This window comes from uncultured Roseibium sp. (assembly GCF_947496995.1).
Classification (GTDB): Bacteria; Pseudomonadota; Alphaproteobacteria; order Rhizobiales; family Stappiaceae; genus Roseibium.
On the sequence record NZ_CANMFD010000001.1, the window covers coordinates 101,810 to 122,568 of the forward strand.

Sequence of the window (20,759 nt, forward strand, 5' to 3'; positions counted from 1 at the left end):
TCACGACCTCTTGATGCGCGGGTCTATGGCCGCCTGGGCGACGTCGACGATCAGGTTCATGCCGACGAAGAACAGCGACAGGATCAGGATCGTTCCTTGCAGCAGGGGCAGGTCCCTCTGGAAGATGGCGTTGGACAGCAGAAAGCCGGAACCGGGCCAGTTGAAGACGGTTTCGATGAGTATCGACCCGCCGAGCAGGTAGCCGAGTTGCAGACCCATGACCGACAGGGCGGTCGGTGCCGCGTTGCGCACCACATGGCGCAGCACGTCGCCGTGCCGTAGCCCCTTTGCATAGAGCGCCTGAACGAAGTCCATCGAGAAGATATCGCCGACAAGTGCACGCACCGTGCGCGCCACGATACCGATCGGTACGACGGCCAGCGTGACGGCCGGAAGGATCAGGTGTCTGACATGGGCGTAATCCCAGGTCCATTCGCCCGATCCGCCCGGTCCCGCGCCCATGGAGGGCAGCCACCCGAGCTGGACGGAGAAGATGATCACCAGAACGATGCCGAGCCAGTAATTCGGCACCGACACGCCGGTGATGGCGATTGCCGTGACCAGCCGGTCGAAAATCGTGTCGCGGAAATATCCGGCGAGAAAGCCGAGAAACAGACCGATCGGAAAAGCGATCACGCTGGCGCTGAAAGCCAGAAGAAGCGAATTCCTGACCGCCGTGAAAACCTCGTCGGCAACCGGTCGTCCGGTGGCGATGGATTTTCCAAGATCGCCCATGGCCGCCTTGCCGATCCAGATCGCGTATTGCACGGGCAGTGGCTTGTCGAGACCATAGGCCGACCGCATCGCGGCCTGTTCTTCGGCGGTCGCGTCCACCGGCATGATGGCGGTGAGCGGATCGCCCGGTGCGATATGCACCAGGAGGAAGCAGATGATGCTGACGCCGACGGCGACCGGCAGAACATAAATCAGTCGGCGAACGAGATAGGTGAACATTCGGGCCGCTCGTCTTGAAGTCCGGAATCTGCAAGGCCGCAGCACGAAGCTGCGGAACGAAAAAGGGTTCGCGAAGACGAGCTTCGCGAACCCGGTTGTCGGATCACTCCTCGATCGTGATGCCGGAGAAGTTCTGGTACCAGTTCTGGGCCTGCACGAAACCGTCGACCTTCGGGCTCATGGCGCGCGGTGCGACGTCATGGGTGACCATCAGGAACAGGGCTTCGTTGACGAATTTCTCATGCGTCTTGCGAAGAACCGCGTCCTGTGCCTCGGGATCGAAAGTGGTCTTGATCTGGTTGAACAGGTCCTGCATCTCTTCATCGCAATAGTGACCCCAGTTGGTGCCGTTCGGTGCGATCAGATCGCAGGACAGGTGCCGGATAAGGCCGGTGAACGGATCCTGGATGAAGTAGGTGAAGTTGATGGACTGGGACCCGTCGACGCTCGGATCCGCCGCGCCTGCGCGCCACAGATTGATCATCTGGTTCCATTCCACGACCATGAACTCGACCTCGATGCCGACTTCCGCCAGGCTCTGCTGGACATATTCGTTCATGGGCAGCGGCAGCATCTGGCCGGAGCCGGACGGCGAAATCAGCGCCTTGACCTTGAGCGGCTTGTCGGGACCGTAACCTGCTTCGGCCAGCAGGGCCTTTGCGGCTTCCGGATCGTACTTCACGTCAAAGGTCGGATTGCCGAACCACTGGCTGGAGGGCGGTAGAAAACCCTTGGCCGGTACGGCGAGGCCGCCGAGCAACTGCTTCAGGCCTTCGCGGTCGATGGCAAGGTTTGCAGCCTTCCGCACGCGGATATCGTTCCATGGCGAGTCGTCAAGGCGGGAGAGATGCCAGGTCCAGTTGTGCGGATAGGCGTTCGAGACGACCTCGAAACCGTTGCCGGTGAGCGCCGGTATCGTGTCCGGAGCCGGTGCCTCGATCCAGTCGACCTGACCTGAGAGCAGTGCCGCGGTTCGGGCATTGGGCTCAGGCAGCGGCATCAGGATCATCTTGTCCAGTTTCGGGATCCGGGTCTCGTCCCAATAGGCTGTGTTGGGCACCAGTTCGGCACGCTCGCGCGGTACGAATCCGGTGAGTTTCCACGGGCCTGTTCCGGACGGATCCTTGGCGACCTCTTCCCAGTTCTTGCCCTTGGCTTCCCAGTTGGCCTTGGAAGACATCAGGATCCAGGCAAGCTGGTAGGGCAGCGTCGCGTCTGGCGTCGTGGTGGTGATTTCGAGCGTATAGTCGTCCAGCGCCTTGTAGGAGGCGACGGCAGGGATGCGCGACTTGCCCTGGGCGGACTGGCGCGGATCGTACTGTTCGGAATCCGGATTGAGAAGCTTCTCAAAGTTCCAAACCGCATCCTGCGCGGTGAACGGGCTGCCGTCGTGGAACGTTACGCCTTCGCGGATCTTGAGGGTCCATTTGGTCTGGTCGTCGGGATCCACGCTCCATTCGGTCGCCAGGCCGGGGATCAGGACGGACGCCTTGTCGGCGCTGGTCAGGTCCCATTCGATCAGTGAATCATAGACCGTATAGCCCATGAAACGCATGCCTTCGCCGCCCTGGTCCGTCTGGCCGGTGGTGAGCGGAATATCGGCCGCCGTCATGCCGACACGTAACGTGCCTGCTGCCCAACCCTGAACTGAACCTGACGCGAGCACTGCGACGGACAAGGCTGCGAGTGCCGCGCCCTTCAATCTCTTCAATGCCATTGCTGTTGTCCTTCCGTGAAAATGCCGGCCTCTGCGGTCTGCCGCAGGCCGCGACGTCTCGAAATGCCTACTTCTGGAACGTTTCCCGCAATGGTCGTCCTTGGCCGACCCGATCCGCCCTTTGGAAGGCAGCGGAAGATTGGTCAGGTCGGCGCGGAAAATCGGGCGAACCGCCTGTTTCCGATCGAACTGATATAACCTTCCGTCCACGATCTCTTGCCCCGTCTCCTTATTTGGCAGGGCTTATAAAGATCAATGAAATCAGTAAGTTCTATGATTTTTCCTCTTGTTTTGTAACGCCTGTTCAGGTTACCAATTCTCTGGTCTGACCAGATCAGCGTATTGATGGGCTAAAAAGTGTGCAAGAATATAGTTTAGGCATTTATGATCATTTTGACGCCAGTTGAAACCGATGAAGAGCAAACCGGTGGGGACCCGGAGCGTGAGCGTTCGGTCCCCGCAAGGGTGGCCCGCGCAATCCAGGATATGGTTGCGGAACGGTACTTGCAGCCCGGAGATCCGTTGCCCTCCCAGCGTGAGCTCGCGGGCATGCTCCAGGCATCGCGGCCTTCGGTGCGCGAGGGCATATCGATGCTGGAAACGCTGGGGCTCATCCGCGTGGAAAAGCGCAAGGGCCTGTTCGTCGCTGCCGCGGCCGGACGGCTGCCGGCCGAGTTCTGGCCGTCGGGCAAGGGCTATGGCCTCAGGGAAGTTTTCGAGTTCCGGGTGGGGTTTGAACCTCAGGCGCTCGCGCTGGCATTTCCTTTTCTCAAGGACAAAGGCCTCCAGCGTCTGCGTCTGCATGCCGAGGCGCTGATGCTGGCGGCCCGGCAGGGCAACGCGGTTGCCGCCGCAGAAGAGGACACGGCCTTTCACGACGTGATTTTCGATCATTGCCGCAATCCGATCTTCCGGGATATCCGCCGGCATCTTTCAAAGGTTATGCAGGAGAGCCAATGGGTGCCCATGGTGATCATTGAGCGCGTGCGCGACACGGCAAGGGAACATTTTGCCATCGTCGATGCGATCGAGGCGAACGATAGCGCGGCCGCCTGTGCCGCCCTGACGGACCACATCCGCGCCGCCGCACGCCGCTGCGACATTGAACTGGCTGTCCCGCATCGAGGATCAGGCGCATGATCGACGACACTGTGTCCGCATTTTCCGAAATTCTTTCGGTGCCGTACAGGCCCGGTGGCGGGCCGCTTGACGGCCTGACCTTCGCGGCAAAGGAGAACTACCAGTTCGAGGGCCGTATCGCCTCGAACGGCAATCCGGTCTGGAAGGAGACGCACGAGCCGGCTGAGAGGACGGCTCACTGCCTTCGCACCGTGCTGGAGGCCGGCGCTTCGCTGGTCGGCTTTACCCATATGGATGAATTGGCCTACAGCGTGATCGGCGCCAACGCCCATACCGGAACGCCGGTGAATTCCGCGGCGCCAGACCGTGTTCCGGGCGGCTCCTCCTCAGGCTCCGCGTCGGCGGTCGCAGCGGGGCTGGTCGATTTCGCGCTAGGCAGTGACACGGGAGGATCGGTGCGGGTTCCCGCCTCCTTCTGCGGTCTTTACGGGCTGCGGACCAGCCACGAGCGCATTGACTCGCAAGGTCTTCTGCCACTCGCCTTGAGTTTCGATGTGCCGGGGTGGTTCGCACGAGAGCTGGAAGTGATGGTCCGCGTCAGCGGTGCCTACGGAATATCGGCCGAAAGCGGCCGGCTGCCGGACCGGTTGTGGATGCCGGAAACCGTCTGGGCGGGTGTGGCCGCTCCGGTTGTCGAGGCCCTGAGGCCCGGGCTGGCGAAACTTGAGGCGCGTCTGGGTCCGGCCGACACAACACCCCTGCCGGAACCGGTGCTGGAGGACTGGTTCGAAACCTTCCGGGTTCATCAGGCCGCGGAAGCGTGGCAGGCGGTTGGCGATTGGGTCAGTTCGGTGTCCGCCGAATTCGGACCCGGCGTGGGCCAGCGTCTGCAAACAGCCTCCGCCACCACGGCGGAAAGCTTCACGGGCGCCGTGCGGCGCCGGTCCGCGATCCGTCGTTCCATGGACACGATGATGACGGAGAACACCGTGCTTGTCCTGCCGTCGGCCCCGGGGGCGGCGCCTTTGCTGACGGCGTCTCAGCAGGACCTGGAAGCCTACCGGCACGCGACGATGTGCCTGACCTGCATTGCCGGACTGAACGGCTATCCGGAGCTCTCCGTCCCCGGTGCCAGGGTGGATGGAGCTCCGGTCGGCTTGTCGCTTGTCGGCGAGCGTATGCGGGATGAAGACCTTCTCGCTCTCGCGGAGGCGTTGTGATGGGACGGACACCTGAAGCTGGGCTTACCCACGAATTCTGCCTGAACGGTTTGGCGGGCCGGTGCGAGGTCTACGGTCCTGACCGGTCCGCCATCCTGAACGATCAGGCGTTTGAAACCGCCCGTGCCACAATTTCCGGCTGGCCGGGTTATGCCCCTACGCCGCTGGTGTTACTTCCCGGAATTGCGAAGCAGGCGGGAATAGCCGCGCTTGCCTACAAGAATGAAGCCGACCGGTTCGGCCTCGGAAGTTTCAAGGCGCTGGGCGGCGCCTATGCTGTCTGGCGGGTACTCCGCAGGTCGGCCGCGCAGGCAGGCATCTCCCGGTCGGACGACAAGGCCTTTGCGGCGCACGCCGCAGGATTGACGGTGACCTGTGCAACGGACGGCAATCACGGCCGCTCGGTTGCCTGGGGGGCCCGAACCTTCGGCTGTAATTGCGTTATCTACATTCATGAAACCGTCAGCGAGGGCCGCAAACAGGCAATCGAAAATTTTGGCGCCACGGTGGTCCGCTGCAAGGGCAACTATGACGACAGCGTGCGCGAAGCGCAGCGCCAGGCGGATGCCAACGGCTGGACTGTCGTCTCGGACACGTCCTATCCCGGCTACACGGATATCCCGCGGGATGTGATGCAAGGCTACGAACTGATGGCCTTCGAAGCCCTGGACCAGTGGCCGCATGGAGCTCCGCCAACGCATGTGTTCCTGCAGACCGGTGTCGGCGGCATGGCTGCCGCGGTGGTCGCCCATTTCTGGCGGCGCTTTGGCGCCGATCGTCCGGTTTTCGTGCTGGCGGATCCGCTGAACTCGGCCTGTTGGCTGGAGACGATCCGCAACGGCGCGCCGACAGTCGTTGACGGCGACATCGAAACCGTGATGGCAGGCCTTGCTTGCGGGGAAATTTCCGAACTGGCCTGGAGCATTCTGGAAAAAGGTGCCGATGCAGTCGTCGGACTTCCGGACGCGTCCGCCGTGGAAGGCATGAAGCTGCTCGCCGGAGGCCGCGATGGCGACCGGCCTCTTGTGGCCGGTGAATCAGCCGTCGCGGGCCTGATGGCGCTGCTTGCGGTCAGCGGAAAAGACGCCGAGCGCACTGCGCTCGGGCTCACGGAAAATGCCCGCGTCCTGGTGTTCGGCACCGAGGGGGCAACCGATCCCCTGCTCTATGAACAGCTTGTCGGTCTCGCCCCGGAGGCGGTCTGAACATGAGGAGCACCGCCAATTGCGCAAAGGAAACCCGATGTCCCGCACGCTCGTGATTGCCGCAGCGCAACTCGGCCCGATCGCCCGCAAGGAAACACGCTCGTCCGTGGTCTCCCGGATGACGAAGCTGATGGAAACCGCGGCGGACCGGCGTGCGGATCTCGTCGTCTTTCCCGAACTCGCCCTCACCACCTTCTTTCCGCGCTGGTACATGGAGGATCAGGCCGAGATCGACGCGTTCTTCGAAACCGAAATGCCCTCGGAAGAAACCTTGCCGCTTTTCGATGCCGCAAGACGTCTCGGGCTCGCCTTCTCGTTCGGTTTCGCGGAAAAGACGGTTGACGAGAGTGGTGAAACGCGGCGGTTCAACACATCGCTTCTTGTCGCCCCGGATGGTGCGGTCCTGCTGAAGTACCGCAAGATCCACTTGCCGGGTCATCGGGAAAACGAGACCTGGCGGCCTTTCCAGCATCTGGAAAAACGCTATTTCGAAACCGGCGATCTCGGCTTCCCGGTGGTGGAAGCCCTTGGCGGGCGGGTCGGGATGTGCATCTGCAACGACAGGCGCTGGCCGGAAACCTTCCGCATGCTCGGTCTGCAGAAGGCGGAGCTCGTCCTGCTCGGATACAACACGCCGGTTCACTATCCGCCGGCTCCCGAACATGACCATCTGCAGGACTTTCACAACCATTTGTCAATGCAGGCGGGTGCCTATCAGAACGGCACCTGGGTCGTCGGGGTTGCCAAGGCAGGATGCGAGGAAGGCTGCGACCTGATCGGCGGGACCTGCATCATTGCGCCAACCGGAGAAATCGTCGCCAGGTGCTCGACACTGGGCGACGAATTGATCATGGCCGACTGCGACCTGGATCGCTGCCGGGAGATCCAGGACAACATCTTCGATTTCGCTCAGCACAGGCAGCCGCGGCACTACGGTCTGCTGGTAAGATGAGCGGATGACGATTGTCCTGATCAATCCCAACACGTCCCCGGATACCACCGAAGCGATGGTAAGGATTGCGCGCGAAACTCTGCCCGAAGCCGGCATAACCGGAGTGACGGCCCGGTTCGGCAATCCGCTGATTTCGGACGAACCTGCCCTTGCCGTTGCCGCGCAAGCCGTCGCTTCAATCGACCTGACGCGGTTCGCTGACCTGAAAGGCGTGATCGTCGCGGCTTTCGGCGATCCGGGCCTTGATGCATTGAGGCAAACGCTCAGGGTCCCCGTTGTCGGGATCGCCGAGGCGGGCATGCTTGCCGCGGCCGGGGGCAGACGCCGGTTTTCCGTTGCAACCACGACACCCGATCTGGTCGCCGCCATCGAGCGCCGCGCGGAACGTTACGGCGTCGGGAAGCAGCTCGCATCCGTGCGGCTGACGGAAGGTGATCTCGCCGAGACCATGCAGACACCCGGGTTGCTCATCAAGCGTCTTGGCGCGGCTGTCGAGGCCGCCGTCTCGCAGGATGGCGCGGAGGCCGTGGTCATCGGCGGCGGTCCGCTCGCCGTGGCCGCCCGTGCTCTCTCTTCCCGGGCGCGTGTGCCGCTGATCGAGCCTGTCCCGGAAGCCGTCCGCCGGATATGGACGCTCACGACGTGCTGTTGAAAAACCCCTTACGCCGCTTTCACCAGCGCATTGAGAGCCTTCATCACAACTCCGGTTTTGCGAGCATCGAGAGCATCCGGGTGTGGGTGCCCGAAATCGCCTGCATCATTGTCGAAATAGTCTCCGCTGTGCCCGGTAAATTCCTCCGATAGCGCAGCCCGGCGAAGAACATCGGCACCGATGCCGAGGTCGCTTCCCTCTACCCCGAAACCTTCCTTGACCATCTTGGTGGCAAGCAGTGAACCCGGGTTGACCGATACGACCGACGGCCCCTCGGGGTGATCTGCTGCAAGCGCGCGGGTCCAGATCATCAGCGCCAGTTTGCTTTGTGCGTAGGCCTCCATGTCCGAAAGGCGTTTTCTACCGGCAAGGGCCTCCGGGTCTACCGGAGCCTGGGCGGCGGAGGCCAGATTGACGATACGCCCCTCGTGCGCAAATAGCGGCCAGAGGGTTTTGGTCAGCAGATAAGGCGAGACCGTGTTGACCACAAAGCGCACGTCCAGGCCGTCCGCAGTGAGTGGTTGCGGCGTTCTGTAGACGCCGGCATTGTTGATGAGCACGTCGATATGGCTGTGCCTGGCGCGAATGGCATCCGCCAGCTCAAGGGTCTGCGGCAGGCTGCTCAGGTCCGCCAGATAGGTCTCCGCTTCCGGCGAGACTTCGGTTTGAGCCGCCTGAAGCTTGGCTGGGCTGCGCCCGTGCAGCAGGAGCTTGTGTCCGTCGGCTGCCAGGCGTTTGGCGGTTTCCAGGCCGATACCGTCAGTCGCTCCGGTGATGAATATTGTCTTTGCCATGGTCTGTCCTCAGCTCTCGAAATCGGTCAACAGATGCTCGGCCAGTTGCCGCATCGTGGTTTCGGTCGGCGCCTTGTTGAAACGCAGATTCAGGGCGACGTGGTTGATGCCTATGTCTTCCAGCAAACGTAGATACTCACGCAGCGCCCGGATGCCCGAGCGGAACCCCAGATGAATCGGCTGCGGCCGGGCGTCGGGGTCTTCCGCGAGATCGATATAGAGCGACTGGGTAACGGGTTTGTCCGGCTGATCCGCCTCCGCCAGCCTGCGCCGGTAGTCGGAAACGATGTCGGCCTGCGCCGGCACTTCGCGCGGATAGGTGATCCAGCCGTCTCCATTCGCAGCGATCCAGTCGGGATGCTGTTGCGAACCTCCGGTGATCAGGAGGGGAAGTTTGCCGCCTGCCGGTTTCGGCAGCATGTCCATGTCATGTGGACTGCCGAGTGCACTCGAAAACTCTGCGAAGGGCTCAGCCATCCTGCCGATATAGGCCACGCTTTCGCGAAACCGGTCGCCGCGATCCGCGAAACTCATGTTCAGCGCCGGATATTCCTGCGGCCGGTCGCCCGAAGCGACCCCCAGAAGCAGCCGTCCGCCTGAAAGGACGTCGGCGCTTGCCGCGGCCTTGGCCACATGCGCTGGATGGCGCAGGGGAAGAATGATGCTTGCCACGCCCAGGCCGATCCGCTGTGTCTGCCCAGCCAGAAGACCGAGATAGACGAACGGATCGAAAATCTGCCCGGCATCACCGAAGGAAGGAACGTTGAACGGCACGTCGCGCAGCCACAGTGCAGCGAAGCCGAGCTCCTCAGCCAGCCTGACACGCTCCAGATGGGCTTCCATCATGGGCACGGAGCTGTGCGGATAGGCTTCAAGCGGTACTACCAGGCCAAGGCTCAACCGGTTCGGCCTGAACACCGTATTGTATGCCCGGTTGATCGGGCGAAAGCTTTGGCTCCCGGTATCGCTGGGCATTGAATCCGGTCCTTGTTCTCTGGCTGATGGTGTCGCGGCGTTGAGTGCAATATGGTCATTTCGTTTCCAATATAAATGGGCTAAAAATGGGTTCAGAATTCGGGATTTCGAAATAATCAAATGGATATCGACTGCCTCCGCCTTTTTGTGCTGGCCGCTGAAAAGCTGAATATCGGATCCGCGGGCCGGGACCTCGGCCTTGCACCGGCTGTCGCCAGCGCGCGTCTGGCCAAGCTGGAACGGGATCTCGGTGCAGACCTTCTCCACCGGTCGACCCGCAAGGTTTCGCTTTCCCTCGAAGGGGCGGAGTTCCTGCCTTACGCACGCGAAATTCTTGCCCAGGACGCGGCCGCGCGGGCGGCGCTTGGAAAAACCGGGGTTGTCGCAACCGGAACGTTGCGCTTTGCAGCACCAAGCACGTTCTCGCAACTCTATATCGCGCCGATTCTGCCGGAGTTTCTCGAAAGCCATCCCGGCATAAGCCTCGATCTGAGGCTCTCGGATACGCAGTTCAATCTCATCGAAGGCAGCTTCGATCTGGCGCTGCGCAACGCGCCACTTGTCGAATCCGCATTGAAAGGCCGCAAACTGGCGGACGACACCCGCATATTATGCGCATCGCCGGAATATCTGGCGGCCCACGGCAGGCCTGCCACACAGCAGGACCTGACGGATCACCGGCTGATCGCGTTCAGGGACCGCAAGCCGCGGCCGCTTACCAGCTCAGGCCAGCCGGCCGGTCTGTTCGACCCGGGCAATTCCGCCTGCCGGCTGGTGATCGACGACGGTCTCAGCCAGAAACTGGCGACCCTTGCCGGTGCGGGTATTTCGGTCAATTCGATCTGGAGCGTTCAGGCGGAGTTGTCCGACGGACGGCTTGAACGCGTCCTTCCGGATGTGCAGGTTCAGGACGGCGCGGTACTCTGGCTGGTCTATCCGAAAGCCAATGTTCTCTCGCCCAAGGTGCGCGTGTTCATGGACTTTCTCCTGGAAAAGATCGGCAAGGCTCCCCCCTGGTCCGGCATCTGAGGGACCGCCTGTACGGAACCGGACATGGACGGTTTAAAGATTCACCCGTCGTTCCGAGCCGTTGTCGAAGAACAGCGCCCGGTCCGTGTCGAGCCCGACCCAGACGGAGGTCTGGCCGCCGGCGATGTCCCGGCGCGGTGTGGTCACGGTCAGGCGGCCGAGTTCGGTCTCGCAGTGGAGGATAAGTTCGGAGCCGGTCATTTCGGACAGAAGCACTCTTCCCGCGAACGCCTGCCCCTCGGGTTCGCTTGTATGCAGCCGCATGTTCTCCGGCAAAATGCACCGGTGCAGGATGCCGACGCCGGGCCGGCGTGGTGGCGTGAATTTCCAAGGGTCCTTAACTGCAGGCGGTATCAGGTTCTCGCCAGCACGAAATCGTACTCGACCTCCCAGAAGAACGGGCCGGTGAAGTCGAGTTCCCTGATCCGTGCCGGGGTTTCGACTTTCCTGAACTCGGCCAGCAGGCTTTCCTTCACGCCGAACACCGCATCGGAATTGATGTACCGGTCGTCGGGATCGAAGATGTGAGTGGTCAGCGGTTCGAACCCGTCCGCCTTGATCATGTAGTGCAGATGTGCGGGCCGGAAGGGATGACGGCCGAGATTGCCGAGCAATTTGCCGACCGTGCCGTCGTCGGGGATCGGATAGAACCGGGGTTTGACCGCCCGGAACCAATAGCTCCCGTCCGCTCCGGTGCGGAAAACACCGCGAAGATTGAATTCTGGCTGAATGCCCTTTTGCTGGACATCGTAAAAGCCTTCGTCGTTGGCTTGCCAGACGTCGATGATCGCACCCTCGACCGGCTGTCCCTCGGTATCCAGAATGCGGCCGTGGACCAGCATGTCCTCGCCTTTCTGGTCCCGGCAGATATTGTCGCCCATCCGGGACAGGGGCACATCCTCGACATGAAACGGCCCCAGCACAGTGCTTTCGGATGCGCCGGAGGGTTTCCTGTTATTGATTGCGTCGACCAGCATGGAGACGCCGAGCACGTCTGACAGGAGAATGTATTCCTGCCGCCATTCGGTGCAGAGCTGACCTGTCCGGGACAGGAACTGGATGGCCTGAAACCATTCTTCCTGGGTTGGCTCAAGTTCCTTGACCGCTTCATGAAGCTTGCGGGTAACGACGTCCATCACCTCCTTGAGGCGGGCGTCCTTGGCATTCTTGTTCCTGCCGGTGACCACTTCCACGGAGTTCTCTTCCGTGAAGTACCCGTTCTCATACGCTTCCATGGGGCCTCCTATGGGTAAGTCTGTGCCGTCACCTGTCGCGCTGATGTCGGTCTGCTCCGCTCAGGTCGCAGGTCCGCCTGACAGCCAGGTGGCGCCACGTTCATAGAGCCGTTCGACCTCTTTGCCGGTCAGGCCGGGCATGTCCCGTTTGACCGGATAGCCGATGCCTGCCTGCAGATAGGCCAGGTGCCGGTAGCCTTCCGGGAATGACTTCAGAATCTGCGGATCGAGTTTCGGTGCCTGTGTCGGGTCGACCGGATCGAGTCGGTCCTTCTCGTAGATCGGCTGGCGCAGGACCACGCCCCATTTGCCGTCGCGCTTTTCGATAAAGTCGTAGAAGCGGCCGGTGCAGACCACGTCGCAAGGCACACCCTCGACTTCGGCACGCTGGCTGATCGTCATCTTCGTTTGGGCAATGGCGCGGGCGCCGGCAAGCTCTATCGAGGTGCCACCCAGGAAATGCAGGATGCGCACACCCTTTTCGAACCCGGCCTTGCTGACGGCGATGAATTCATCCGCCGTGCCCTGGAACCAGGTCGCCTGCATGACACCGTCGTCATGCCAGACGGTGCGGAACCGCTCCCAGTCGCAGGCATCGCGCCAGACGGCCCAGTTCTCGACCAGGTCCCGAATGGCCAGGCGGTCCGATAACTCTTCTGAAAAGGACATAGGCCCTGTTACTCCTGGAAAATATGGGTTACCGCAGCTCAGGCGTCGGTGAAACGGCGGGCGAAGCCTGCAAAGGTTTCAAGCTGCTGTGAAATGATCTTGCGGGTGTCCGCATCCACCAGTTTGCCGGTGCTGTCATCGACCTTGCTCTTGGCGAAGGAGACGAAGACCTCCGGCTTGGTCAGGACAACAGCGTCCAGGAAAACCATGACCTGGCGCATGTGATACTGCATCCGGGCACCGCCGAGCATGCCGGCTGCGGCGGACTGCAGCGCGACAGGCTTGTTCTTGAACGGCTGCTCGGGCAACCGTGAAATCCAGTCGATCGCATTCTTCAGACCACCCGGAACGGAGAAATTATACTCCGGACTGACAATCACCACACCGTCGGCCTGCCTGACCTGCTCGCCCAGGGCGGTTATAGCGTCCGGAAAGCCGTTCGATGTGTGCTCGTCTGCATCGTAAAGGGGGACGCCCTTGAACGATTGCGCCTGAACGATGGACACATGCGCCGGGGCAAGCTCCGGCAGGGTATTGGCGATCATGCGGTTGAACGAGCCGGCACGCAGGGAGCCGCAGATGACGAGAAACGAGAGATTTTCTGACATGAGCCTTCAGGAGGGTTGCGCCACGCGGAGGGTCCCCGCGCGGCAGAGTGGCATGGGTGCAGCTCAGCGCTGCGGGATGTCGGCACTTTCCCGGGCCGCGGACCATTGGGCCACCGCCTCGGCGATCTGGGTGTTGAAGGCATCGGCGGAACTTGGTTTGACGATGAAGCCGCGCGCGGAGAATTTCTCCAGAAGCGCCTCATCCTTCAGGGCCTCGGCGACCGCATCGGAAATCTTTCCGGCCAGAGCCACATCGCCGCCCGAGGGCATGGCAATGCCGTACCAGGTAGAGACATCGAAGCCGTCCACGCCGGATTCCGCCGCTGTCGGAAGATCCGGCAGACGGGGATGCCGGTCCTTGCTGGTCAGGGCCAGGGCTTTCACGTCTCCGGATTCAATCTGGCCGAGCATCGGCGCCAGAACCTCGACAAGGACATCGACTTCCCCGGACAGAAGCGCGGCGAGCGCCTCGGGAGTCTTCTGATAGGGGACGTGGACGATGTCGAGCCCGGCGGCTTCGGCAAGCAGGGCGCCGGTGAAGTGCTGGGTGGATCCGACGCCGACGCTGGCGAAATTCAGCTCGCCGGGCCTGGATTTGATGAGGGCGGCGAGATCCTCGAAGGTCTCGGCTTCGAAGTCGGGGCGCACCAGCACGGCGAGCGGCATTGAGGCTACCAGCGAGACGCCCTGGAAATCGGCGACCGGGTCATAGGGCAGACTGGCATACATTGCACCGGCCACGGAGTGGCCATTTGCCATCATGTAAAGCGTGTAGCCGTCGGGGTCGGCCTTCGCGACGCTGGCGGCACCGATCGTTCCACCGGCTCCCGGCCGGTTTTCGACAACGACCGGCTGTCCCAGGACGGCCGAAAGCGGCTCCACGAAGATGCGGGAGAGCGTATCCGTTCCGCCTCCGGCGCCATAGGCAACGACAACACTGACCGGACGGTCCGGCCAATCGTCGGCAGCGGCCGCCGGTCCGGTTGAAAGAGCTGTGAGGCCCGCGAGCCCGACAGCCGCACAAAGCAGCTTTTTCATTTCGATCCTCCTCCAAGGTCACCGCGACTGAAATTCTTGTGTTCGCGGTCATGCACGTCGACGTGTTCTTATTTGTGAACAAATTGATATATGTAAACATGCTTTGTCAAATAGAAATTGACCGTAAAAGAGGCTCGAAGTGGTGCGGCTGGCTTAGGCCCGGTGGTGTCGGGCCGTCTCCTGAAAAGCTCTACGAGCGGGATCCGTTGGCCAGCAGGGCGGTTGCCCGGTTGGCGGCAATCCGGAGCTGCTGGCGGACCTGCGACAGCTTCTGCGAGTCGCAGCGGACGCTCGGAATGGCAACATTCAGTGCGCCGACTGCTGCCCCGTTGCGCCGGATCGCAACCGCAAGACCAACGATTCCCGGCGTGAATTCCTCTTCCACGAAACCGAAGCCTTCAGATCTGGCCCGGTCGATATCGCGCTGCAGCCGCTCGGGTGAGCGGATCGTGTGGGGCGTGAATTTTTCAAAGCGAATGCGGTCCAGATACCCGTCAATCCAGGTGTCACTCTGCTCCGCCAGCAGGATCTTGCCTGCGGAAACCGCATAAAGCGGCGCGAGATCCCCGAGCTGCATGGTGTAAGTGAGAGCTTGCCGTCCGGCTTTCGTTGCGACCACTTCAACCTCGTCTCCGGTCTGGACGTTAAAGCTGCAGGTCTCGTTGATGGATGTGCACAAATCCGCCAGCACCGGTTCAATGATCTGGGGAACCTGGGCGGCAGTTCCCCTGCTGCGGGCAAGCTGCTCGATCATCGGGCCGATCTGATAAGCTCCGCCGGCAACCTGTTCGGTGTAGCCGCGGTCGGTCAAGGTTCCCAGAAGGTGGAAGAGGCTGCTCTTTGGGATGCTGAGAGCGTCCGCGAGGGTTGCCGCGTGCATGGGGTCGGACGCCCTGGCGAGGGTCTCAAGCAGATCAAGCGTGCGATCCGCCGACTTGACTTTTCGGATGGATGTCATTTTCATAATGCCAATCAGTTTACAATTGTAAACTTTCTACAGTGCAAATCGGGTTGTCTGCAAGAAGGATCTTTCAGTTGCCCGGTTCTGCCTTCGGCGTTGGGAGCGGCTCCGTCATTTCTACAAGCACATCAGGATTGACGCCGCGGGTGTTCCTTGCCGGCGCATGCGTCATGCTCGTCGGAGCGATTGCCCTCTGGGAGGCGGCACTCTATCCGTTCGGATCCCCGCGCATGATTGGACCGGCGGTGTTCCCCTTCGCGGTGTCGCTGCTTCTGATAGGGACAGGCCTCGTGATCCTGATATCGGATATGCGCGCCGGACAGGATGAGCAGCAGGAACCGGAGGCGGTGCCCTGGCGCAATCTCTGCGCGGTGCTGGCAGCAATCGTCGTGTTCGGATTTCTGCTCGAACGGTCCGGCCTCGTGCCTGCGGTGTTCGCCGGCGTCTTCATCGCCAGCCTTGCCGACAGATCGCTGCGCCTGCGCACGGTCGCCCTCCTCGCGGTGGTCTTGTCCATCGGATGCACGCTGGTCTTCGTGACCTTTCTGAAACTTCCCATTTCTCCTTTCGCGATGTGACCGGCATGGACCTTTTTTCCAATCTTGCGCTCGGTTTTTCCGTGGCGCTCAGTCTGTCCGCCCTTTTTTACTGCGGGCTGGGGGTCACGCTCGGCATGACCATCGGTGTCCTGCCCGGGATCGGCCCGCTTGCCACCATTGGCATGCTGTTGCCGCTCACCTTCTATGCGGCGCCCACCGACGCGATCATCATGCTCGCCGGTATCTACTACGGCTCCATGTATGGCGGTTCGACCGCCTCGATTCTGCTGAACCTGCCGGGCACGGCGGGAGCGGCTGTCACATGCATCGACGGATATCCCATGGCGCAGCAGGGGCGGGCAGGCGTTGCCCTGTTCATGACCACCATCGCGTCGTTCTTCGGCGGGATTGTCGGTATCACGATCCTGGCCGCATTCGCGCCTGCGCTTGCTCAGGTCGCGCTCAGTTTTGGATCGGCGGAGTATTTCTCGCTCATGGTGGTCGGGCTCATGGCGGCGGCACTCGTGGGGGACGGTTCTCCGGCGAAATCCGTCGCTATGGTGCTACTTGGCCTGCTGCTGGGGATCGTCGGTACGGATGTGAACACCGGCATGCGGCGTTTCATTTTTGGCTTCCCCAACCTGAGCGACGGCGTGAACCTGGTTATCGTCACCACGGGCCTGTTCGGGATTTCGGAGGTGATCGCCAACGCCGGGCGCATCAAAAGCGGGTCGGTCCGGAAGGTCGACGTGTCCTGGAAGTCCCTGCTGCCGACCCGTGACGACTGGCGGCGGTCGGTTAAACCGTCCCTGCGCGGCGTTTCGGTGGGGTCCGTTCTGGGGATCCTTCCGGGCACTGGCGCCGCCCTGTCCACTTTCGTGGCCTACGCTTTGGAAAAGCGGATATCCAGGGAGCCGGAGCGGTTCGGCAAGGGGGCTATCGAAGGGGTTGTGGCCCCGGAAGCGGCCAACAACTCCGCTGCTCAGGCAGCGTTCATCCCCACCCTCAGCCTGGGCATTCCGGGCGACGCCATCGTTGCGATCATGCTGGGGGCGCTCATCATTCATGGTATCGTGCCGGGCCCGCGGCTCGTGGTGGATCAGCCGGAACTCTTCTGGGGTCTCACGGTCAGCTTCCTGATCGGCAACATCTTCCTGCTGTTCCTGAACCTGCCGCTGATCGGCCTGTGGGTGCGGATCCTGTCGATCCCTTATGGCGTGCTTTATCCGGCAATCCTGATCTTCATCTGCATCGGCGTCTATTCGATCCACAATTCCGTGTTCGATGTCTACCTGGCGGTCGCCTTCGGCGTTGTCGGCTATGGTCTGCGGTATCTGCGCTTCTCACCGGCCCCGTTGTTGCTGGGTCTCGTGCTTGGGCCCTTGCTTGAAACCAATCTTCGCCGGTCGCTTCTGCTGTCGCGCGGTGATCCGATGGTGTTTCTCGAACGGCCTGTCAGTGCGGGCATCCTTTTGATCGGCTTCAGTCTCCTGGCCCTGGTCACCTATCTGAACCTGCGTGGCAACAAGCGCAGAAAATCGCAACCGGACGCCGTCTCCGGTTAGGATCTGGTCCGGCATCTGAGGGACCGCCTGTACGGAACCGGACATGGACGGTTTAAAGATTCACCCGTCGTTCCGACCCGTTGTCGAAGAACAGCGCCCGGTCCGTGTCGAGCCCGACCCAGACGTCCGTCTGGCCGCCGGCGATGTCCCGGCGCGGTGTGGTCACGGTCAGGCGGCCGAGTTCGGTCTCGCAGTGGAGGATCAGCTCGGAGCCGGTCATTTCGGACAGAAGCACTCTTCCCGCGAACGCCTGCCCCTCGGGTTCGCTTGTATGCAGCTGCATGTTCTCCGGCCGAAGGCCCACGGTCAGGCCGCTGCGTCCCGGCCAGTGGGGCAGGGTTTCTATGGGAATGAAGTTCATCGCGGGCACGCCGAGAAAACCGGCGACGAAGCGATTGGCCGGCCGGTCGTAGATCGCACTCGGCGTGTCGAACTGCAGGAGGTCGCCGTCCTTCATCACCGCGACCCGGTCCGCCAGGGACAGGGCTTCTGTCTGGTCGTGGGTGACATAGACCACGGTCGCGCCCAACTGCGTGTGCAGTTCCTTGATTTCCGTGCGCATGGTCACCCTGAGGGCGTTGTCCAGGTTGGAGAGCGGTTCGTCCATCAGGAAGATCGAGCTGTCGCGGGCCAGAGCCCGGCCCATGGCGACCCGCTGGCGCTGGCCGCCGGAAAGCGCGCCGGGCTTGCGGTCGAGATAGGCTTCGAGCTTCAGCGTCCGGGCGACGTCTTCTGCCCGGGCGTTGCGCTCGGCCTTCGGCATGCCGCGCAGCTCCAGCCCGAAGGCGATGTTCTGACGCACGCTCATATGCGGATAAAGCGCGTAGTTCTGAAAGATCATCGCGATGTCGCGGTCCTGCGGCGGCAGTGCGTTCACCCGTTTGTCCCCGATGAGGATATTTCCCTCCACGCAGGTCTCCAGCCCGGCGATAAGCCGCAAGAGCGTCGATTTCCCGCAGCCGGACGGGCCGACGATGACGACGAATTCCCCGGCCCGGATATCCATGGAGACGCCATGCAGGACTTCCGGTCCGCCCGCATAGGACTTGCGGATGTTCTCTAGCTGAATGCTGCTCATCTGGTCTCGTCCGTTTGCAGGCGGTTGCGGATGGCGATGGCAAGGCTCGGTCTGTCGGTGGTGAAAACCTTCACGCCGAGCGTCAGCGCCTTTTCGATCTGTTCGCGCGTGTGGGCCGCCCAGCAGCCGAATTCCAGCCCGGCCGCCTGGGCCGCGCTCAGGAGAGACCGGTCGGCTCTGTCCACATGAACACCGATTTCGGGAATGTCGTGGTCCCTGGCGAGTTTGATGACCGTCGGGACGCCGAGTTGGGTCAGCACGGGCGGGCTGACAAGCCAGAGCCGCGGCCGCTCCGTCGCCGCGGCCAGATGCTTGTGTGTCTCGATCAGGAACGAGGAAAACACCGTGCGCTCGAGCATGCCCTGCCGCTCAAGCGCTTCCACCACATACGGGACAAAACCCTCGTATGGCCGGCCGTCCGGCCCGGGTTTGATCTCGCAGCGGAAATCCACACGGCTGTCCCGGTAAAGGGAGCAGAGCTCTTCCAGAAGCAGCGGATGACCGCCAGCGCCATAATCGATAACGGCAGCGCGCACCTCGGCTTCGCTCATGTCGCGGATCGCGCCGCTCCGGTCCGTGGTCCGGTCCAGCGTCGGATCGTGATGGACCACAAGAGCGCCGTCCGAGGTGGGGTGAAGGTCGAACTCGACCTCCTCAAGGGCCAGTTCCGCGGTGGCGGCGAAACCGGCCGGCGTGCTGTCGCCGAATTCAAGCGTGCCGCCGCGATGGGATGCAATACGGGTCATCGAAAGTTCCATTTATTTGACGGCGCCCATGGTGATGCCGCGCACCAGGTGGCGCTCGACGAAAATGAAGCCGAGAAGGATCGGGAGAATGGTGATGGTCGAGGCGGCCATGACGAGCGGCCAGTTGACGACGTCCTCACCCGGGTTGACCTTGTAGAGCCGGGCCAGCCCGACCTGCAGCGTGTAGAGATCCTCATCGCCGACGGCGACGAGTGGCCAGATGTAGCTGTTCCACTCGGAAATGAAGATGAAAAGGCCCATCGAGAAAATCGCCGGCCTGGCGATCGGCACGATCACCCGCCACAGCACCTGCAGCGGTGTCGCGCCGTCCATGTAGGCCGCCTCGTCAAGGGCGACCGGAATTCCGCGGATATACTGCCTGAGGAAAAACGCGGCGAAGCCGTTCGAGATGGCCGGCAGGATCAGCCCCGCATAGGTGTCGAGCAGGCCGACCCTGGCAAGCGACAGGTAGTTCGGAATGAGCGAGATATGGCTGGGGATCATCAGCGTCGCGACCACGGCCGCGAAAAGCAGGTTGCCGCCCGCAAACCGGAACCTTGCGAAAGCGAAGGCCGCCATCGTGGCAGATGCCAGACCCATGACGGTGACCGTCCCGGAGACGATGAGACTGTTGAAGAGATAGCGGGCGAAGTGGAACTGCCCGATGGCGAGCTGGTAATTCTCTAGCGTGAAGTCGAGCGTGCCGGTGTAATAGGCATCGACCGTCTGGAACGACATGAAGATCGAATAGAGCGCCGGGAAAAGAAACAGCAGGCCACCCGCCAGCGCGAGCCATGGGAGGATCCTGTTGCCGGATTTCGTTACGTCAGGCTTCATAGTGAACCCTCCGGCCAAGAACGCGGGACTTGAACAGCGCCAGTGCGATCAGGAGAATGAACAGGAGCACCGCCAGCGCCGAACCCTGGCCGATGTCGAACAGGGTGAAGCCGACCCGGTACAGCATGTTGACGAGCATGTCGGTGGCGCCCGCGGGGCCGCCCTTCGTCATGACATCGACGATGGTGAAGATCTGGAATGCCTCGATCACCGAGACAACAAGCAGGAAATAGGTCGTCGGCATCACCAGCGGCACGGTGACACGCCGGAAGACATGACCCTTCCTGCCGCCGTCGACGGCCGCTGCATCGTAGAGCTCCTGCGGCACGGCCTGCAGCCCGGCGATATAGATGACGATGTCGTAGCCGAGCTGCTTCCAGGTGTTGACGATGATCACCACCCACAGGGCGAGCTGCGGATCCTGAAGCCAGGGAACCCTGCCAAGACCCAGGCTCACGAGAAAGGCATTCACCATTCCGTAGTCGGTGGCGAACATCCAGGAGAACACCACGGCAATGGACACGGTTGAGGTTACCGAGGGCAGGAACAGCGCGCCGCGCAGCAGTCTTGAGGGCAAGGTCTCGCGGACAAGGTAGCTCGCCACCATCAGCGCCAGCCCGAGCCGGATCGGCACGGATATGACCGCGAACAGCGCGGTGACCCGCACCGAATTCCAGAATTCGTGCGAGGACAGCAGAAGCCGGTAATTCTCCAGCCCGACGAAGGGCATCGTCGGCGACAGGAAATCCCACTCGCGAAAGCTAAGATTGATGCTGGCGGCGATGGGAATATAGGTGAAGACCGCGATGAACGACATCAGCGGCAGCACCAGGAGATAGGGTGTCAGTCTGGAAAACATCGGCGGGACCTGTTGGCAGGCATCGGGCTTCGCCGGGAAGCCCGAT

22 protein-coding genes are annotated in these 20,759 nt (G+C 62.0%); 8 read left to right on the forward strand and 14 right to left on the reverse strand.

The window, feature by feature from the left end; genetic code table 11:
* Entirely contained in the window at positions 1-954 is a 954-nt protein-coding gene (locus tag Q1B40_RS00515) for an ABC transporter permease (RefSeq protein ID WP_299808420.1), read from the reverse strand.
* A 103-nt stretch (positions 955-1,057) separates the two neighbouring features.
* Entirely contained in the window at positions 1,058-2,671 is a 1,614-nt protein-coding gene (locus tag Q1B40_RS00520) for an ABC transporter substrate-binding protein (protein WP_299808423.1), read from the reverse strand.
* Between the two features lie 384 nt (positions 2,672-3,055).
* Here Q1B40_RS00520 and Q1B40_RS00525 point away from each other — a divergent pair, with 384 nt between their 5' ends.
* From Q1B40_RS00525 to Q1B40_RS00545, 5 genes are read left to right on the forward strand one after another with little or no spacing between them, the layout of a single operon-like run.
* Positions 3,056-3,811, forward strand: a complete 756-nt coding sequence (locus Q1B40_RS00525; RefSeq protein WP_299808425.1) for a FadR/GntR family transcriptional regulator — start codon at positions 3,056-3,058, stop codon at positions 3,809-3,811.
* Entirely contained in the window at positions 3,808-4,971 is a 1,164-nt protein-coding gene (locus Q1B40_RS00530; protein ID WP_299808428.1) for an amidase, read from the forward strand. Before Q1B40_RS00525 ends, Q1B40_RS00530 begins: the two co-directional genes overlap by 4 nt.
* A complete protein-coding gene (locus Q1B40_RS00535; RefSeq protein ID WP_299808430.1) occupies positions 4,971-6,176 on the forward strand; it encodes a diaminopropionate ammonia-lyase in 1,206 nt (401 codons plus the stop codon). The genes Q1B40_RS00530 and Q1B40_RS00535 overlap by 1 nt, the downstream gene beginning before the upstream one ends.
* 37 nt (positions 6,177-6,213) lie before the next feature.
* Positions 6,214-7,128 (forward strand): N-carbamoyl-D-amino-acid hydrolase, encoded by a 915-nt coding sequence (locus tag Q1B40_RS00540; RefSeq protein ID WP_299808433.1) that lies wholly within the window; start codon positions 6,214-6,216, stop codon positions 7,126-7,128.
* Between the two features lie 4 nt (positions 7,129-7,132).
* Positions 7,133-7,780 carry an aspartate/glutamate racemase family protein gene (locus tag Q1B40_RS00545; RefSeq protein ID WP_299808436.1) on the forward strand — a complete coding sequence of 216 codons (648 nt, stop codon included), beginning with the start codon at positions 7,133-7,135 and terminating at the stop codon, positions 7,778-7,780.
* 8 nt (positions 7,781-7,788) lie between these two features.
* Here Q1B40_RS00545 and Q1B40_RS00550 read toward each other — a convergent pair whose 3' ends face one another.
* Together Q1B40_RS00550 and Q1B40_RS00555 are read right to left on the reverse strand one after the other, a co-directional pair.
* Positions 7,789-8,574 carry an SDR family NAD(P)-dependent oxidoreductase gene (locus tag Q1B40_RS00550; RefSeq protein WP_299808439.1) on the reverse strand — a complete coding sequence of 262 codons (786 nt, stop codon included), beginning with the start codon at positions 8,572-8,574 and terminating at the stop codon, positions 7,789-7,791.
* A gap of 9 nt (positions 8,575-8,583) precedes the next feature.
* The gene (locus Q1B40_RS00555; RefSeq protein ID WP_299808446.1) at positions 8,584-9,549 is read right to left on the reverse strand and encodes an LLM class oxidoreductase; all 966 of its coding nucleotides are present in this window, start codon (positions 9,547-9,549) and stop codon (positions 8,584-8,586) included.
* Between the two features lie 120 nt (positions 9,550-9,669).
* Here Q1B40_RS00555 and Q1B40_RS00560 point away from each other — a divergent pair, with 120 nt between their 5' ends.
* Positions 9,670-10,578 (forward strand): LysR family transcriptional regulator, encoded by a 909-nt coding sequence (locus tag Q1B40_RS00560; RefSeq protein ID WP_299808449.1) that lies wholly within the window; start codon positions 9,670-9,672, stop codon positions 10,576-10,578.
* A gap of 33 nt (positions 10,579-10,611) precedes the next feature.
* Here Q1B40_RS00560 and Q1B40_RS00565 read toward each other — a convergent pair whose 3' ends face one another.
* The 6 genes from Q1B40_RS00565 to Q1B40_RS00590 form a co-directional block, all read right to left on the reverse strand.
* Positions 10,612-10,854, reverse strand: coding sequence for a TOBE domain-containing protein (locus Q1B40_RS00565; RefSeq protein ID WP_299808452.1), 243 nt, complete (start codon positions 10,852-10,854; stop codon positions 10,612-10,614).
* Positions 10,855-10,931: 77 nt separating this feature from the next.
* The gene (locus tag Q1B40_RS00570) at positions 10,932-11,813 is read right to left on the reverse strand and encodes an intradiol ring-cleavage dioxygenase (RefSeq protein WP_299808455.1); all 882 of its coding nucleotides are present in this window, start codon (positions 11,811-11,813) and stop codon (positions 10,932-10,934) included.
* A 60-nt stretch (positions 11,814-11,873) separates the two neighbouring features.
* A complete protein-coding gene (locus tag Q1B40_RS00575) occupies positions 11,874-12,482 on the reverse strand; it encodes a nuclear transport factor 2 family protein (RefSeq protein WP_299808458.1) in 609 nt (202 codons plus the stop codon).
* 38 nt (positions 12,483-12,520) lie between these two features.
* Positions 12,521-13,090, reverse strand: coding sequence for an NADPH-dependent FMN reductase (locus Q1B40_RS00580; RefSeq protein WP_299808461.1), 570 nt, complete (start codon positions 13,088-13,090; stop codon positions 12,521-12,523).
* A gap of 63 nt (positions 13,091-13,153) precedes the next feature.
* Positions 13,154-14,128, reverse strand: coding sequence for a tripartite tricarboxylate transporter substrate binding protein (locus Q1B40_RS00585; protein ID WP_299808464.1), 975 nt, complete (start codon positions 14,126-14,128; stop codon positions 13,154-13,156).
* Positions 14,129-14,318: 190 nt separating this feature from the next.
* Positions 14,319-15,086 carry an IclR family transcriptional regulator gene (locus Q1B40_RS00590; protein ID WP_299808467.1) on the reverse strand — a complete coding sequence of 256 codons (768 nt, stop codon included), beginning with the start codon at positions 15,084-15,086 and terminating at the stop codon, positions 14,319-14,321.
* A gap of 137 nt (positions 15,087-15,223) precedes the next feature.
* Here Q1B40_RS00590 and Q1B40_RS00595 point away from each other — a divergent pair, with 137 nt between their 5' ends.
* Both Q1B40_RS00595 and Q1B40_RS00600 read left to right on the forward strand, forming a co-directional pair.
* The gene (locus tag Q1B40_RS00595) at positions 15,224-15,667 is read left to right on the forward strand and encodes a tripartite tricarboxylate transporter TctB family protein (RefSeq protein ID WP_299808470.1); all 444 of its coding nucleotides are present in this window, start codon (positions 15,224-15,226) and stop codon (positions 15,665-15,667) included.
* Between the two features lie 5 nt (positions 15,668-15,672).
* Entirely contained in the window at positions 15,673-17,193 is a 1,521-nt protein-coding gene (locus Q1B40_RS00600; protein ID WP_299808473.1) for a tripartite tricarboxylate transporter permease, read from the forward strand.
* A 52-nt stretch (positions 17,194-17,245) separates the two neighbouring features.
* On the opposite strand, the gene Q1B40_RS00605 is transcribed toward Q1B40_RS00600, so the two are convergent.
* Genes Q1B40_RS00605 through Q1B40_RS00620 form a run of 4 tightly spaced genes read right to left on the reverse strand, consistent with a single transcriptional unit; the run spans position 17,246 to position 20,713 of the window.
* On the reverse strand, positions 17,246-18,271 hold the full coding sequence (locus Q1B40_RS00605; protein WP_299808476.1) for an ABC transporter ATP-binding protein: 1,026 nt from the start codon (positions 18,269-18,271) through the stop codon (positions 17,246-17,248).
* A complete protein-coding gene (locus tag Q1B40_RS00610) occupies positions 18,268-19,017 on the reverse strand; it encodes a glycerophosphodiester phosphodiesterase family protein (protein ID WP_299808479.1) in 750 nt (249 codons plus the stop codon). Before Q1B40_RS00610 ends, Q1B40_RS00605 begins: the two co-directional genes overlap by 4 nt.
* 12 nt (positions 19,018-19,029) lie before the next feature.
* Positions 19,030-19,854 (reverse strand): carbohydrate ABC transporter permease, encoded by an 825-nt coding sequence (locus Q1B40_RS00615; RefSeq protein ID WP_299808481.1) that lies wholly within the window; start codon positions 19,852-19,854, stop codon positions 19,030-19,032.
* Positions 19,844-20,713 carry a carbohydrate ABC transporter permease gene (locus tag Q1B40_RS00620; RefSeq protein ID WP_299808485.1) on the reverse strand — a complete coding sequence of 290 codons (870 nt, stop codon included), beginning with the start codon at positions 20,711-20,713 and terminating at the stop codon, positions 19,844-19,846. The genes Q1B40_RS00615 and Q1B40_RS00620 overlap by 11 nt, the downstream gene beginning before the upstream one ends.
* Between the last annotated feature and the right edge of the window lie 46 nt (positions 20,714-20,759).

Excerpts from the sequence above, each read along its gene's own strand:
- Q1B40_RS00535 (WP_299808430.1), top strand. The coding sequence starts at position 4,971 with ATGGGACGGACACCTGAAGCTGGGCTTACCCACGAATTCTGCCTGAAC.
- Q1B40_RS00515 (WP_299808420.1), bottom strand. The coding sequence starts at position 954 with ATGTTCACCTATCTCGTTCGCCGACTGATTTATGTTCTGCCGGTCGCC.
- Q1B40_RS00610 (WP_299808479.1), bottom strand. The coding sequence starts at position 19,017 with ATGACCCGTATTGCATCCCATCGCGGCGGCACGCTTGAATTCGGCGAC.
- Q1B40_RS00590 (WP_299808467.1), bottom strand. The coding sequence starts at position 15,086 with ATGACATCCATCCGAAAAGTCAAGTCGGCGGATCGCACGCTTGATCTG.
- Q1B40_RS00580 (WP_299808461.1), bottom strand. The coding sequence starts at position 13,090 with ATGTCAGAAAATCTCTCGTTTCTCGTCATCTGCGGCTCCCTGCGTGCC.
- Q1B40_RS00520 (WP_299808423.1), bottom strand. The coding sequence starts at position 2,671 with ATGGCATTGAAGAGATTGAAGGGCGCGGCACTCGCAGCCTTGTCCGTC.
- Q1B40_RS00530 (WP_299808428.1), top strand. The coding sequence starts at position 3,808 with ATGATCGACGACACTGTGTCCGCATTTTCCGAAATTCTTTCGGTGCCG.
- Q1B40_RS00545 (WP_299808436.1), top strand. The coding sequence starts at position 7,133 with ATGACGATTGTCCTGATCAATCCCAACACGTCCCCGGATACCACCGAA.
- Q1B40_RS00525 (WP_299808425.1), top strand. The coding sequence starts at position 3,056 with ATGATCATTTTGACGCCAGTTGAAACCGATGAAGAGCAAACCGGTGGG.
- Q1B40_RS00585 (WP_299808464.1), bottom strand. The coding sequence starts at position 14,128 with ATGAAAAAGCTGCTTTGTGCGGCTGTCGGGCTCGCGGGCCTCACAGCT.
- Q1B40_RS00605 (WP_299808476.1), bottom strand. The coding sequence starts at position 18,271 with ATGAGCAGCATTCAGCTAGAGAACATCCGCAAGTCCTATGCGGGCGGA.
- Q1B40_RS00560 (WP_299808449.1), top strand. The coding sequence starts at position 9,670 with ATGGATATCGACTGCCTCCGCCTTTTTGTGCTGGCCGCTGAAAAGCTG.
- Q1B40_RS00550 (WP_299808439.1), bottom strand. The coding sequence starts at position 8,574 with ATGGCAAAGACAATATTCATCACCGGAGCGACTGACGGTATCGGCCTG.
- Q1B40_RS00570 (WP_299808455.1), bottom strand. The coding sequence starts at position 11,813 with ATGGAAGCGTATGAGAACGGGTACTTCACGGAAGAGAACTCCGTGGAA.
- Q1B40_RS00620 (WP_299808485.1), bottom strand. The coding sequence starts at position 20,713 with ATGTTTTCCAGACTGACACCCTATCTCCTGGTGCTGCCGCTGATGTCG.
- Q1B40_RS00540 (WP_299808433.1), top strand. The coding sequence starts at position 6,214 with ATGTCCCGCACGCTCGTGATTGCCGCAGCGCAACTCGGCCCGATCGCC.
- Q1B40_RS00600 (WP_299808473.1), top strand. The coding sequence starts at position 15,673 with ATGGACCTTTTTTCCAATCTTGCGCTCGGTTTTTCCGTGGCGCTCAGT.
- Q1B40_RS00615 (WP_299808481.1), bottom strand. The coding sequence starts at position 19,854 with ATGAAGCCTGACGTAACGAAATCCGGCAACAGGATCCTCCCATGGCTC.
- Q1B40_RS00575 (WP_299808458.1), bottom strand. The coding sequence starts at position 12,482 with ATGTCCTTTTCAGAAGAGTTATCGGACCGCCTGGCCATTCGGGACCTG.
- Q1B40_RS00555 (WP_299808446.1), bottom strand. The coding sequence starts at position 9,549 with ATGCCCAGCGATACCGGGAGCCAAAGCTTTCGCCCGATCAACCGGGCA.